Below are 13,814 nucleotides of genomic sequence, written 5' to 3'. Positions count from 1 at the left end.
CCTCCCGTCCGCCCGGATGCCCGGTGGTGCGACGCAAGAGGGAACCCGGTGCGATTCCGGGGCTGTCCCGCAGCGGTGAGTGGGAACGAAAGCCGTCGATGTCACTGGGCCCGTGTCAGGGCCGGGGAAGAGACGGCCGGTAGGTGTCCGCCCTTCCGGCGGATGTGCCCGCGAGTCCGAAGACCTGCCACTGCGCCCGCGTCCCGCGGGCTGTGCACGTGACCTCGTGGACGGGGTCGGCGGTATGGGCGGTCGTACGTCGTGCGTTGGCCGCGCCTCCTGGTCCAGCCCCTCGAAGACACAAGCGGCCAGCAGGAACGCCAAGGTGTCGGGATCACCGCGCAGCCTTGTCACGAGGCTCGGGACCTCCTGCTCGGCCCGGTAGCCCAACCGCGCCTCCAGGTCGCCGAGAGCCTCCGGGTCCCCGTCCGCCGTCACGATGGCCGTCACCAGTTCCACCACGTCGGCCGGAACCAACTCGAGAGCCAGCAGGTCGCCCAGATCGTGGCGCCCCTCCAGCGCCGACAGCAGACGTTCCCTCTCCCACCGGTTCTCCACCACCGCCTCGAAGTAGCTACCGAACACCATGGCGGGTGGCGGCGGTACGCACATCATGGGCGTTACGTGCAAGTCCTGTTCGAGGTTGGGGGCGCTGTTCCTCACGTGCCGGACCTCGACAGCGCCGGCCAGGCCACACCGGCCGTCGGCACCCCTATAGGGCCGGGAAATCGGTGTGCCCAGGTTGAAGACCTCTCGGACGGCATGCCGTTCGAGACATCGGATGACTACGCGTCGGGTTTTGCCCTCCTGGGTACGGTGTTCGGGCCGCGTTCGCCTGCCGGTCACCGCGGTAGTTGAGCCGACGCGCGCTCCCGCTGAAAATCGTCCTCCGGTACGCGCGGTGCCTGGTCCGGGGCCGTGCATGCAGCCACCGCCGCAGACGAACGGCAGTCGGTCTCCTCCTCGGCGATGGAGGCAAGCCCGAGGGCATGCGGAAGGCGGTCGCGCTCGGCGTCGAAGTCCGGGTGATCGGCCCGAAGGTCCGAACCGCGGTGACCGCTGCGCCGGCACCGTGGTGTCGGATTCCTGCCGGACAGAGGGCTGGGAGTGTTGGTTGGCTGAGCGCATGATCACAGCGCAGATGGACAAAGCCTTGCTCTTCCGCTCCCTCCACAACGCCGCACACCCGCTCGCGCTGGCCAACGCCTGGGACGTAGCCAGTGCCCGTGTCATCGAGGCCGCGGGGGCACCCGCGATCGCCACCACCAGCGCCGGGATCGCCTGGTCGCTCGGCCGCCCGGACGGGGAAGCTCTCTCTGCCGACCAGGTGGTGGACCTGATCGCCCGCATCGTCGCGGCGGTCGACGTACCCGTCACCGCCGATATCGAGGGCGGATACGGGCTGGACGCGACCGACGTCGCCGAGACCGTCGCACGGGTGTGGGAAGCAGGTGCCGTGGGCGTCAACATCGAGGACGGCACCCGGCCTCCGGCCGAACTCGAGGGGCGGCTCGCCGCAGCCCGGTCCGCTGCGGAGCGAGCAGGCGCGTCCCTCTTCCTCAATGCCCGTATCGACACCTACCTGTTCGGCCTCGGTGACCCCGCCACCCGGCTGAAGGACACCCTGGAGCGGGCGCGCAGGTACACGGAAGCCGGCGCCGACGGCATCTTCGTTCCCGGCGTCACCGACCCCGCCGTCGTCGCGGAACTGGCCGCGGGCGTCTCCGTGCCGCTGAACGTCATGGCGGGCCCCGGAGCGCCCGCCGTCGCCGAGCTGGGCGCGCTCGGCGTCGCCCGCGTCAGCCTCGGCTCGGGCCTCGCTCAGACCGCCTACACCGCCACCCGCCACGCCGCGCAGCGTCTGTACGACACCGGCGACTACCAACCGCTCGCCGATGCCATGTCCTTCCCCGAACTCAACGGCCTGTTCCCCGGGCCCCGCTGACCGTCAGGCCGCCCGGCTCTGTTCACGAGGTTCCGTTCTGGCTCAGCTCTGGGGCTCTGTCGCTGATTTGAGGCGAGCCCGGGGGCCCCTTCTTGATCATGGTGACGTGGCCTTCGGCTGCTCCGGACGTGTAGGTCATGGACGTCGGTGATCCAGACATCGAGTGCCAGGTGCTCCATCCCATCGCGCGACTCCGTTCCGCCCCCGGGAGTGCGGGGGCGGCCAGGTACACAAGGCCGCCGGCGTCCCGGTGTTCAGGGGTTGGCGTGCATCTGGACGGTGACCCGGTCGAAGCGGAGGGCCGCGAGGTCCTGGCGGGGAATGGTCCAGTACACGATCGACATGGGGAATCCCACCCACTGCGCGAGCAGGACCCAGTCGCCGGGGTCGGAGTCCTGGTCACCCACCTCCGGGTCCGCGGACGCGGCCACCGGGTCGCCGTAGTCGTCGAAGTTGGCGGCGTGGCCGCCGAGCTGCCAGTCCCCGCCGCCGTCGGTCTGGTCGGACCAGACGTCCCGCAGGGTCTCCGCGTGGGGATGCCGGGCGAGCGCCTCCTCGTCGGGCGGCGTGGACGGCAGGGACACACCGGGCGCGAGTCGCAGCTCGCCGGCCCTGCGCAACTCGGCGTCCAGTTCCTCCGGGCTGTCGTACTCGTAGATCTCGTAGTCGGGGGACGACTCCCGTTCCTCCACCGGGACTCCGGCCGGTACGTACACGGCGCCGCCCGCGGGCCAGGGTTCCAGGTCGGCGTTGACGAAGAGGAGCAGCGTGCCGTCCGGCGGGAGCGGCAGGTCGGTCAACCCGTCCGGGACGGCGGAGAGATCGAGCGTCAGGATGAGCTGGTGGTGGTCGCTGTATTCCTCGTCCTCCTCGCCCGCCGACCCGTAGCTGTCGCCGGGGGTGGGGAGATCCGGCGGGAGCATCAGTGGCCCGCCGAGCCTGCCCACCACCGGCCCGCTTCCGTCGGGAGCCGTCCGCAGCATCGGGCGGGCGAGCCCGAGCCACCGGTCCACGTCCGGCGCCGGAACGCCTCGGTCCAGGGCCTGTTCCCTGAAGCGGTCGAGCCACCAGAGCGTTGCGGCGGGCAAGGTCCGGGTGGCCGGGGCCAGCACCCCGTCGCCGAACTCCCAGCCGGGTTCCGGCGCCGTGATGCCCGGCTCGCCCAGGCCGGCCAGCCACTCCGCCGCCGACCTGCGCGTCATCTCCTCGGCGTCGTCCAGCGCCGCCCGCGCGGCGGCCCGGACGCCCGGGCCGTCGCCGAGCACCCGGCGCGCGGCCAGGCGGTGCCGTGAGACACCGAGCGCGATCGACGTCAGGCGAGGGGCCAACGCCTTCGGGACTTCCTGGAAGCACTCGAGGATCGTCAGCGTCATGTGGGTCGTGTCGACGGCCTCGTCGTCAGGGTGCCTCCTGGCGTCGAAGCCCTCCAGGTACTCGTCCACCAGGTCCGGCCGCTCGGCGAACAGCGGCCACCACCGCCCGGCGTCCTCGAGCGTCAGGACCGCGCCGATGTTCCGGCCGAACGCCCTGGTGCTCCGGGTCGTCAGGAGCGCCATGACCCGGCGGTCGGCGTCGGTCATCCCGGCCTGCCGCAGTGCGTTCCGCAACACGCGGACGTCGGGTATCAGCGCCAGCCGCTGCTGGACGCCGGGCCAGAAGTAGTCACCCTCCAGGCGGGTGGCGGCGGGGCGGGTTTCCAGCTCCGCCAGGAGGTCGGCGTCGGTCGGCGGCGCGATCGGCGGGAGGGGGACGACGGCACCGGGCCCCTTCGCGAGAGACGCCCGGTCGGCCGCCCGGCGCAGCGACTCCGCGCGCTCCGCGTCGAGCGGGTGCCCTTCCGGTGCCCGCAGCGCGTCTCCGATCGCCGCGAGACCGCCGTCGACGTCGGACAGGCGCCGCAGGACTCCGGTGAGGCGGTCCGGTGCCGCCGTCCGCAGGTGCGGGCGCAGCAGTTCCACTTGCCGGGGCCCGTCGAGCCAGGCCAGCGCGGCGAGCGCCTCGGCCCGCACGGAACGGTCCTCGTCGACGGCCAGGGCGGCGAGTAGGCCGGCGTGCTGTTCGGCGTCCCGCGCGCACCGGAGTGTCAGGAGCCGGCGGGGGCCGGGCCCCGCCGCCGTGACGATCTCGGCGAGGACGTCGGCGTGCCGGGCGAGGAACGTGTCGCCGGCGTCCGTCGCCAGGAGCGCGTACCGGTGCGTCGAGTACCTGTCGTCGTCGATGTGCAGCAGCGTCGTCAGCGTCGTGTGCACGGGCGTGCGGCCGGGCGCTCCGCCGGCTCGGGCGACTTCGCTCACCAGGTCGGGGGTCCATCGCGTGCGCGCCTGGTGGGCCGCCTCGGACCGGGGCCCGGTGGCTTTGAGGACGTTGTCCGTCAGTGTGGTGAGCCAGGTGGTGGAATCCGGCCGGTCCGAGGTGGCGATCGCGTGCAGCAGGTGTCCGAACCGGGCGAGGACGTCGGCCGGTGCGTCGCGGTAGACGATGAGCCGAGCGGCGTCGGCGGCCTCGGAGCTCCATCCCGGCTGCAGGTCCGCGACGGCGGCGACGTGCTCGTCCGACCAGTTGCCGCCGGCGGAAACCATCTTCCCGGCCGTTGTGGATCGTACGTCGTCCAGTGCGGCCAGGGCCTCCGGTCCCGTGCCCCGCAGGACGTACCCGGCCGCGCCGTCGAAGGCCTGGCACAGCCTCAGTGGCGCGAGGCAGGTGCGTAAGGCGGTTGCGAGGTCGTCCGGTGTGCCCGTCGCGAGTTGAGCGGTCCTGGTCTTTTCCATCTCGTCCTGCGGCATTCGGGGAGCCTACCGAGCTCCGGGGCAGCCTCCGACGCCGGGCACCGGGCCGGCGCGCGGCTGGTCCGTGCAGGACGCCGCTCGTCTGACTGATCCGCAAGTCAGGTATCTCAATCACATCATCCATCTGCTACTTCTCTGTCCGTCCGTGTTGAGTTTTCCGCAACGCATGCCTAGGGTCGTGCCTCGTGGAAACCGACGACGCCCTCGAAGGCACACCGACCGCCGCCACCCGCGTACGCGAGGTCATCGCGGCCGCGGGTGTCAGCCAGCGCGAGTTCGCGCGCCGGGTCGTCATGGACCCGTCCAAGCTCTCGCGTTCGCTGAGCGGCACCCGCCGCTTCACGGCCGCGGAGCTGGCGCGGATCGCCGACGAGGGCCGGGTGGACGCGGGCTGGCTGCTCGGCACCCGCCCCCGCGAGAAGGACTCGGCGCCGGTCGCGGGCGTCGAGGGCGGGCGACCGCTGCAGATCGTCCGCGAGACGGTCCGGCTGATCGCGGAGCACGGTTTCCACGCGGTGCGGGTCGCCGACATCGCCCGCGCCTGCGCCACCAGCAGCGCCGCGATCCACTACCACTTCCCGGGCCGCGCCGAACTCCTGGAGGCGGCCGTGCGCTGGTGCATGGACGAGGACACCGCGCGGCGTGCCGCCCGTCTCGCCGAGGCGGACGACGCGGCTCAGGAACTGCGCCAGCTCATCGCGCTGCAGACGCCGCGCACCGAGCAGCAGCGCCGCCAGTGGGCGGTGTGGCTCGACCTGTGGGCCGAGGCGGCGCGCTCCACGACGGTCGGCCGACTGCACTCCGAGTACTACCGACAGTGGCGGGAGACCGTCGCCGACGTCGTACACCGGGGTGTCGGACAGGGCGTGTTCCGCGCCGGGGTCGATCCGCGGGCGGCGGCACTGACGCTGACCGCGCTGATCGACGGCCTGGCGACGCACGTCCTCTCGGTGAGCGGGTCGTCGTCCGCCGCGGCCGCGGACGCGATGCACGCCGCACTGACCGCCCACGTCAACCACACGATTCTGGCTCAGTAGGCCAGAGGCCACCGAAGTCCCGTACCCGCCCCTGCCCTTCCGGGAGGTCCCCGCATGCCCATGACCGAGAACGTCATCATCACCTGCGCGCTCACGGGCGCCGGTGACACCGTCCGCAAGAGTCCGCACGTCCCCGTCACCCCGGAGCAGATAGCCAGGAACGCCGTGGAGGCGGCCGCCGCCGGAGCGGCCGTCGTCCACATCCACGTACGCGATCCGCAGACCGGCGAGCCGTCCCGCGACCCGAAGCTGTACCGGGAGGTCGTCGAGCGCATCAAGGAGACCGGCACCGACGTCGTCATCAACCTCACCGCCGGCATGGGCGGCGACCTGGTCATCGACCCGGACCACCCGCTCACCCACCTCCCCGGCACCGACCTCGTCAGCGGTCTGGAGCGCCTCCCGCACGTCGAGGACCTGCTGCCCGACATCTGCACGCTGGACTGCGGCTCGCTCAACTTCGGCGACGGCTCGAATCTCTACGTCTCGACGCCCGACATGCTGCGTGCGGGCGCGCGGCGCATCCAGGAACTGGGTGTGCGGCCCGAGCTGGAGATCTTCGACACGGGTCAGCTCTGGTTCGCCAAGCAGCTGCTCGCCGAGGGCCTGCTCGACGACCCGACCGTGTTCCAGCTGTGCATGGGCATCCCGTGGGGCGCGCCGGCGGATCCCGGAGTGCTCCAGTCGATGGTCAACATGCTCCCCGAGGGTGCGCGTTGGGCGAGCTTCGCGCTCGGCCGGATGCAGATGCCGTGGGTCGCGCAGTCCATCCTGCTCGGCGGGCACGTCCGCGTGGGCCTGGAGGACAACCTGTACCTCGGCAAGGGCAACAAGGCGACCAACGCCCAGCTCGTCGAGCGGGCCGTGACCATCACCGAGTCGATCGGCGCACGCGTCGCGACACCGGACGAGGCTCGCGCCACTCTCGGCCTCAAGCCGCGCAAGTAGCCCGAAGCGACGACGAAGGACCAACACACTCATGACCTCATCCGAGACGACCTCGCCCGAGCCGATCTCGCCGGGGCGGACCTCGCCCGAGAACGTCCGCCGCGTCGCCTGCGTCGGCGCGGGAGTCATAGGCGGCGGCTGGGTCGCCCACTTCCTGGCGCGCGGCTACGACGTGACCGCCTGGGACCCGGCGCCCGACGCCGGGCAGAAGCTACGCCGTCTGGTCGACGCGGCCTGGCCGGCGCTCACCGCGCTCGGCCTGGCCGAGGGCGCGTCGACCGACCGGCTCACCGTGACCGACACCCTCGAAGAGGCCGTGTCGGACGCCGAGTTCGTCCAGGAGAGCGCGCCCGAGAAACTCGACCTCAAGCGCGACCTGCTGGCCCGCCTGGACGCGGCGACACCGCCCGGCGTCGTCATCGCCTCCTCCACCTCCGGTTATCCGATGACCGACATGCAGACGGCGGCCGCGGACCCGTCGCGCCTGGTCGTCGGCCACCCGTTCAACCCGCCCTACCTCATCCCGCTCGTCGAGGTCGTCGGCGGCGAGCGCACCGACGCGGCCGCGGTCGCCTGGGCCTCCCGCTTCTACGAGGTCGCGGGCAAGTCCGTGATCACGATGGACGACGAGGTACCGGGCTTCATCGCCAACCGCCTCCAGGAGGCCCTGTGGCGCGAGGCGCTGCACATGGTCGCCAACGGAGAGGCGACGGTCCGGGACATCGACCTGTCGATCACCGAGGGGCCCGGGCTGCGCTGGGCGGTGATGGGGCCGATGCTGACCTTCGCGCTCGCGGGCGGCGAAGGCGGCATGGCGCACATGCTCGACCACTTCGGCCCGTCCCCGAAGTCGCCGTGGACGCGCCTGGAAGCGCCGGAACTGGACAAGGAGCTGTACGACGCCGTGGTGGCGGGCTGCGACGAGGCGGCTGACGGCCGCTCCGTCGCGGACCTCGTGGCCGAACGCGACCGGGGCGTCATCGAAGTGCTGCGCGCCACCGGCCGCCTGGACCGCGCGGAGGACTCGCGATGACGAAGCTCCCTCTGCTCCACAGCACGGTCCGCCCGGAGTGGATCGACTACAACGGTCACATGAGCGAGGCCTTCTACGTCCTCGTCTTCGGTCACGCCACGGACGCGCTGATGATCGAGGCGGGCCTGGACTCCGGGTACCGCGAGTCCACGGGCTGCTCCCTCTACACCGTCGAGTCCCACATCCGCTTCCTCCGGGACGTGCCCGAGGGAGCCCATCTGGCCATCCGTACGCGCGTGCTGGGAGCGGCGGCGCGCAAGGCGCGCTTCGTGCACGAGATGTACGTGGTGTCCGGACCGGAGTCGGAGCCGACGCCCGACGCGGTGCCGGTGGCGACGACGGAGCTGCTCGCGGTCCACGTCGACCAGCAGGCGGGCCGGGCCGCCGAGCTCCCGGACGCGGTCCGGAGCCGCTTCACCGAGCTGACCGAACCGGCTCCTCAGTGGGCGGGCCGTTCGATCGGCGCCGTGGTCTGACGGGCTCGGGGGTCCGGCCGAGTGTCGGGCCCCGCGGGCTCCTCACTCGGCTCACGGGCGCGGGCGTCGAACGCGTCCAGCAACCTGCTCAATGGGTACCTCTCGCTTCCTCGGTCGAGCCACGGGCAGCAGGTCACAGGTCAAAGGTCGCCGGACGCGCCCAAGCCGGTCAGCGCGCCGACCGGGTCGAGGTCCGGGGTGCCGCGCGGCCACCAGTCGTCGCGGCCCGGCTCCGACTCGTAGGCGTACCAGAGCCCGGTGCGGCCGAGCCGGAGCTGGACGTGGCTCTGGGGGTGGGTGAGGCGGTTGCGCCAGGGGCGGAAGGCGGGGAGGTCGGCGGCGAGCAGCAGGGGGCGGGCGCGGTCGAAGCGGCCGGCCGGCGGGTCCCAGGGGTCCTCCAGGACGTCCAGGCCGTCGAGTCCGCCCTGGCGCCAGGCGGCCACGGCACGGGCCAGCTCCGCCGTGTCCCGGCCGGCGGCCCCGGCGAGGGACGCGTACAGCGCCCGGGTGCCGGCGGTGAGGCCGGAGCCGGGGCGGGCCGCGGCGAGTCGGACGGCGTCCTGCCACAGCGTCAGCCCGCCGACCGGGTCGCGGCCCGTGGTGAGCAGGGCGTGGGCACGGGCGGCGGCGTCGGTGGCCAGCTGGTCCAGCGCGAAGGAGTCCGGGCCGCCCGGGGCCGCCGGGTAGGCGGGGGGCTGTTCGGGGTGCGGGGGCGGAGGCAGCGGCGGCGGGAGGGGCGGCGGCGTGCGCGCCGCCAGGGCCTCGGTGGCGCGCACGCCGGGCAGCGGCGCCGGCCCTCGGTCCTGGGCGGCGCGTGCGGTCCGGGCCGCGTTTCTCCGGGACAGGTCGTCGAGCAGGGTGCGTTCGCCCCGGCCGCGCAGCAGGAGCAGGACGAAGGGGTCGGCGTCGAGCAGGCGTGCCGTCTGGTAGCAGAGCGCCGCGGCGTGCTTGCAGGGGTGCCCGGAGTCGGGGCAGCTGCACTGCGGGGCGAGATCGCCGGGACCGGGGAGCAGGGGGACGCCGCAGTCGGCCAGGGAGTGCGGCAGCTCCTTGTCGAGCAGGGCGGCGATGTGCCCGGGCCGTTCGACGGCGGCGTCCAGGAACCGCTCCCAGTCGGTGTCGTCGAGCGTACGCAGCCGCACTTGTACCCGGTACGGGCGGGGGCGGCTGCCTTGCACGTAGGCGAGGACCAGGCCGGGTGTCACGGTGATCGCGTCGACGTTGCCCCGCTCGGCGTACCCACGCCCCCTGGCGAGCCGCGCGGTGTCCAGGGCACCCTCCTCCAGAGCGGTCACCCAGGCGTTGCCCCACCAGGTCGCGGCGAAGCCGTCCTCCGCCGACGACCGGGGCGGCAGGGCGGGGAAGGTGCGGCGCAGCTCGCCGTCCCGGTCCGGGGCGGCCATGGAGCGCGGCGTGCGGGTCTGCGCGGGTGGCTCGGCGGGTGGGGTGGGGAGGGCGTTGCCGTGCGCCTCTCGGTGCGGGGTCCCGCGCGGGGCCGGGTGTGCGGGCCGGAGCGCCGGGCCGTCCGGCACCGTCGGGGTGCGCTCCGGGTCCGGTGCCGACGGGTGCCGTCGTGGCGAGGGGGCGTACGACGAGGGGGGCGGGGTCGGTGGGCCGGCCGAGGAAGCCTGCGCTTGCGCGAGGCCCTCCGAAGCCCCGCCGGTGGGCTCCCCGGCGCGCGGAAGTTCCTCCAGGGCCGCTGTCTCGTCGAGGGACGTGCCCTCCCCCGCGGCGTCCGCGTCCGGAGGCAGTCGGAAGGCGCCCGCGGCGAAGTCCCGTACGGCGCGGGCACGGGCGGCGGCGGTGCCCGTGCCGCCGGTCCGCTGCGGAGTACGGGCCGGGCCGGCCGACCGTCGTGACGTCGCCGTCCCCTTGGCCGCCGGATCCGGCCTCGGCTGCCGGCGAGCCGCCCGCAGCGCCTCACGCGCCACGTCCGCCGGCCGGCCTTCCGCCGCGCGGTCGGTACGGTTCGCCGGGGTGATGGCGGTCGTCGCCTCCGCGATGGACGGCTGGGTGGGGCGAGTCGCCTCTTCGGGTCGGTCCGCTTCTGTTCCCCGGCTGCCGGGTGGGTCCTGCGGGCCGGCCGGGGCAGCGTCCGGTCGCCCTGCGGTCCCGCCCGGGATGCGGGCGTTGCGCAGTGCCTCCCGTGCGATGTCCCCGGGGCGCGGCCCGGTGCGCTCCCCGCTTCCCGCGGCCCCGCTCTGGAGGTGGGTCTGGGGGTGGGGCTGCGAATTCCTGTTCTGCTGCCGGGCCGGCTCGCGGGCTGTCGCGTGCTCGCCCGTACCGGTGCCGGCAACCGCGTGGGTGTCCGTGTCCGTATCCCTGTCCCTGTCCCTGTCCGTGCCCGTGCCCGTGCCCGTGCCCGTGTCGGCGGTGGTGGCCTGGGGCTCCTCACCGCGCTCGCGGGCCTCGCGCAGGGCGCGGCGGGCCTCGTCGGCGGGGCGGGGAGTCATGAGGGCCTCCGCAGGGACACCAGGTCGGACAGTTCACGGGCCGTCAGTTCGGTGAGCGCTGCCTCTCCGGAGCCCAGCACCGCGTCGGCCAGCGCCCGCTTGGACCGGAGCATGTCGGCGATGCGGTCCTCGACGGTGCCCTCGGTGATGAGTCGGTGGACCTGGACCGGCTGGGTCTGGCCGATGCGGTAGGCACGGTCGGTGGCCTGCTCCTCGACGGCCGGGTTCCACCAGCGGTCGAAGTGCACGACGTGACCCGCGCGGGTGAGGTTGAGACCGGTCCCTGCTGCCTTCAGGGACAGCACCAGAACGGGGGTCGCCCCGCTCTGGAAGCGGTCCACCATCCGCTCGCGCTCAGGAACCGGCGTACCGCCGTGCAGCAGGTCGACGGGGACCGCCCGGGCGAGCAGGTGGGAGGTGATCAGGCGGGCCATGCCGACGTACTGGGTGAAGACCAGTACCGAGCCGTCCTCCGCGAGCACCGTGTCCAGCAGCTCGTCCAGGAGGGCGAGTTTGCCGGAGCGGGCGGTCAGCCGGTGGTGGTCAGAGGTGCCCGGCGGGTGTTCCTCCTTCAGGAACAGCGCGGGATGGTCGCAGATCTGCTTGAGCGAGGTGAGGAGTTTGAGCACCAGACCGCGGCGGCCCATGCCCTCGGCCGCTTCGATGGCGGCCATCGACTCGCGCACCACCGCCTCGTACAGCGCGGCCTGTTCGCGGGTGAGCGGGACGGGGTGGTCCGTCTCGGTCTTCGGCGGCAGCTCCGGGACGATGCCCGGGTCGGACTTCCTGCGGCGCAGCAGGAAGGGGCGGATCAGGCGGGCGAGGCGGTCCACCGCCTCCTCGTCCTCCCCGTTCTCCACCGCGCGGGCGTGCCGGGCGCGGAAGGACTTCAGGGGGCCGAGAAGGCCGGGGGTCGTCCAGTCGAGCAGCGCCCACAGCTCCGAGAGGTTGTTCTCCACCGGTGTGCCGGTGAGCGCCACGCGGGCGGGGGACGGGATGGTGCGCAGGGCCTTGGCCGTCGCGGAGTACGGGTTCTTGACGTGCTGCGCCTCGTCCGCGACGACCATGCCCCACTGCCGCTCGGCCAGGGTCGCCGCCGCCGACCGCATGGTGCCGTACGTAGTAAGAACAAAGCCGCCGGTCAGGTCGTCCAGGGTGCGGTCGGGTCCGTGGAAGCGGCGGACGGGGACGCCGGGCGCGAAGCGGTTGATCTCCCGCTGCCAGTTGCCCAGCAGGGAGGCCGGGCAGACCACCAGCGTCGGTGCGGTGTGGGCCCGCTCGAGGTGCAGGGCGATGACGGTGACCGTCTTGCCGAGGCCCATGTCGTCCGCGAGGCAGCCGCCGAGGCCGAGGGACGTCATGAGGCGGAGCCAGGCCAGGCCGCGCAGCTGGTAGTCACGGAGGGTGGCGTGGAGCCCGGGCGGTGGCTCCGCGGGGCTCAACCCGGCCGTGAGGCGGTCGCGGAGGGCGGCCAGCGCGCCGACCGGTACGACCTCGACCGTCTCGCCGTCGGCCTCCGCGCTGCCGGTCAGGGCGACGGACAGCGCGTCGACCGGGTCGAGCAGGCCGAGGTCGCGCCCCCGGGCGCGGCGGACGAGGGCGGGGTCGACCAGGACCCAGCGGTCGCGCAGCCGCACGACCGGGCGGTGGGCCTCGGCGAGGGTGTCCATCTCGGCCTCGGTGAGCGGGTCGCCGCCGATGGCCAGCTGCCAGCGGAACTGGAGGAGGTCCTCGCTCTCGAAGAAGCCGGTGCCGTCCGTCGCCGAGCCGGGCGCGGGCCGGACCACGGCGGTGGCGGTGAGGTCCTGGGCGAGGTCTCGGGGCCAGTGCACGGCGACCCCGGCGGCGGAGAGACGGCCGGCCGCCACGCCCAGCAGGTCGGTGACCTCCTCCTCGGACAGGGCGAGGACGTCGGGTACATCCTGCTCGGTGAGCCGGTCCAGCGGCGGCCAGACCCGCGCCGCGCGCCGCACCGCGAGGGCCGCGTCCACGCGCGCGCGGGGACCGAACGCCGCGTCCGCCGCTCCCGACCACAGGTCCGCGGCGTCGGCGACGAGGGTGGGGTCGGCGAGGCTGTGCACCTGCACGACCGCCGCCCCGGCGTTGCGCGCGCCGCTGCCCGCACCGTCCCCGTCGAAGAGGTCGTACGCCGACAGATCGAGACGCAGGGAGATCCGCACACCCGCGTCCATGCCGGCGGCCACCTCGGCGGCCCAGTCGTGGGCGCCCGGCATGGGCTGGGCCGCCCGGTCGGCGAAGGGCCGGCCGGAGGCGTGGGGCGCGGCCGGGGTGCGCGGCAGTGTGTCGGCGACCGCGTCCAGGAAGGCGCGGATCAGTGCTTCCGGCTCGGGCAGCCTGATCGGGCCCGGGCCTGCCAGCGGGACCGCGTGTCCTTCCGGGGGCATGGCCGCGGCCACCGCCCGCAGGTGTGCGACGTCGTCGGGGTCGAGCGGGCCGGCCCGCCAGGCGTCGTGCCCGGCAGGCGTCAGACCGGGCAGCAGACGGCCGCGCGCGGTGAGCCGCAGGGCGTGCAGGGCGGCGGCCCCCCAGCAGGCGGTGGCAGGGTGGGCGGCCGGGTCGTGCCGGGCCCGCACCAGCAGGGGCAGGGCCTCGGTGAGCGGGAGCGAGAGCGCGGGCGCCGTCCTGCGCCGCGCCCCGGCGCCGTGCCGCCGCACGACGGTGAGCTCCGTGAGCCGGGCGGGCGGCGGCGCACCGTGCCGCAGGGCCGCGTCGGCGACAGGCCCGTCCCCGGTGTGCACGTCGACGGCCGACGCTTCCCCGGGCGCCGCGACGGGCCCGGGCCCCTCTCTCGTGAGCGCCTCCGCCGCAGCCCCGTCCCTGGGTGCCGCCTCGGCAGCGGCCCCGCCGTCGCGAGAGACGCCGGAAGCCGCCCCGTACTGCGCGAAGTCCTCGATGCCGGAGCCGTCGCCGGGGTCCCAGAACGCGATCCGCCCGTCGCGCGGGAGCGGTGCGGGCAGGAAGACGGCGGCGAGCCGGACGGGGACGAACGCAGCGGCGTCCTCCGGCCGCCCGGTCCGCCCGAGCGCCTCGGCTCGCCCGGCGACCGGCGTGCCCGCCACGGCCACGTCGCTCATACGTCCTGTCACCTCCCGCCCGTCCACCGGATCAGATGTCT

At 74.0% G+C, this 13,814-nt stretch carries 8 protein-coding genes and 1 riboswitch; of the genes, 5 read left to right on the top strand and 3 right to left on the bottom strand.

All coding sequences use genetic code 11. The annotated features are described in order from the left end of the window. Positions 1-7 precede the first annotated feature (7 nt). A riboswitch (cobalamin riboswitch) is annotated at positions 8-207 on the top strand. 919 nt (positions 208-1,126) lie between these two features. Further along, a complete protein-coding gene (locus KUM03_RS01490; RefSeq protein ID WP_217245041.1) occupies positions 1,127-1,945 on the top strand; it encodes an isocitrate lyase/phosphoenolpyruvate mutase family protein in 819 nt (272 codons plus the stop codon). A 254-nt stretch (positions 1,946-2,199) separates the two neighbouring features. On the opposite strand, the gene KUM03_RS38065 is transcribed toward KUM03_RS01490, so the two are convergent. Then, positions 2,200-4,728: a DUF1963 domain-containing protein gene (locus tag KUM03_RS38065; RefSeq protein WP_254398648.1), complete on the bottom strand. Its 2,529-nt coding sequence runs from the start codon at positions 4,726-4,728 to the stop codon at positions 2,200-2,202. Positions 4,729-4,916: 188 nt separating this feature from the next. Here KUM03_RS38065 and KUM03_RS01480 point away from each other — a divergent pair, with 188 nt between their 5' ends. The 4 genes from KUM03_RS01480 to KUM03_RS01465 are packed head-to-tail and all read left to right on the top strand — an operon-like array spanning position 4,917 to position 8,225. Continuing rightward, positions 4,917-5,768: a TetR/AcrR family transcriptional regulator gene (locus KUM03_RS01480; protein WP_217245038.1), complete on the top strand. Its 852-nt coding sequence runs from the start codon at positions 4,917-4,919 to the stop codon at positions 5,766-5,768. Positions 5,769-5,822: 54 nt separating this feature from the next. Further along, positions 5,823-6,716, top strand: a complete 894-nt coding sequence (locus tag KUM03_RS01475; RefSeq protein ID WP_217245036.1) for a 3-keto-5-aminohexanoate cleavage protein — start codon at positions 5,823-5,825, stop codon at positions 6,714-6,716. Positions 6,717-6,747: 31 nt separating this feature from the next. Beyond that, positions 6,748-7,749, top strand: coding sequence for a 3-hydroxyacyl-CoA dehydrogenase NAD-binding domain-containing protein (locus KUM03_RS01470; protein WP_217245034.1), 1,002 nt, complete (start codon positions 6,748-6,750; stop codon positions 7,747-7,749). Then, positions 7,746-8,225 carry a thioesterase family protein gene (locus KUM03_RS01465; RefSeq protein WP_217245032.1) on the top strand — a complete coding sequence of 160 codons (480 nt, stop codon included), beginning with the start codon at positions 7,746-7,748 and terminating at the stop codon, positions 8,223-8,225. Before KUM03_RS01470 ends, KUM03_RS01465 begins: the two co-directional genes overlap by 4 nt. Positions 8,226-8,365: 140 nt before the next feature. Here KUM03_RS01465 and KUM03_RS01460 read toward each other — a convergent pair whose 3' ends face one another. Together KUM03_RS01460 and KUM03_RS01455 are read right to left on the bottom strand one after the other, a co-directional pair. Further along, positions 8,366-10,678: an SWIM zinc finger family protein gene (locus KUM03_RS01460; protein ID WP_217245030.1), complete on the bottom strand. Its 2,313-nt coding sequence runs from the start codon at positions 10,676-10,678 to the stop codon at positions 8,366-8,368. Beyond that, positions 10,675-13,773, bottom strand: a complete 3,099-nt coding sequence (locus tag KUM03_RS01455; protein WP_254398647.1) for a DEAD/DEAH box helicase — start codon at positions 13,771-13,773, stop codon at positions 10,675-10,677. The genes KUM03_RS01460 and KUM03_RS01455 overlap by 4 nt, the downstream gene beginning before the upstream one ends. Positions 13,774-13,814 lie beyond the last annotated feature (41 nt).

This window comes from Streptomyces sp. AC602_WCS936, from assembly GCF_019049125.1.
In the GTDB taxonomy this organism is placed as follows: domain Bacteria; phylum Actinomycetota; class Actinomycetes; order Streptomycetales; family Streptomycetaceae; genus Streptomyces.
This window is presented reverse-complemented; position numbering and strand designations above follow the sequence as displayed.

Bases quoted from the DNA above. Each gene is read 5' to 3' on its own strand.
- KUM03_RS01490 (WP_217245041.1), top strand. From the start codon at position 1,127: ATGATCACAGCGCAGATGGACAAAGCCTTGCTCTTCCGCTCCCTCCAC.
- KUM03_RS38065 (WP_254398648.1), bottom strand. From the start codon at position 4,728: ATGCCGCAGGACGAGATGGAAAAGACCAGGACCGCTCAACTCGCGACG.
- KUM03_RS01475 (WP_217245036.1), top strand. From the start codon at position 5,823: ATGCCCATGACCGAGAACGTCATCATCACCTGCGCGCTCACGGGCGCC.
- KUM03_RS01470 (WP_217245034.1), top strand. From the start codon at position 6,748: ATGACCTCATCCGAGACGACCTCGCCCGAGCCGATCTCGCCGGGGCGG.
- KUM03_RS01465 (WP_217245032.1), top strand. From the start codon at position 7,746: ATGACGAAGCTCCCTCTGCTCCACAGCACGGTCCGCCCGGAGTGGATC.
- KUM03_RS01460 (WP_217245030.1), bottom strand. From the start codon at position 10,678: ATGACTCCCCGCCCCGCCGACGAGGCCCGCCGCGCCCTGCGCGAGGCC.
- KUM03_RS01455 (WP_254398647.1), bottom strand. From the start codon at position 13,773: ATGAGCGACGTGGCCGTGGCGGGCACGCCGGTCGCCGGGCGAGCCGAG.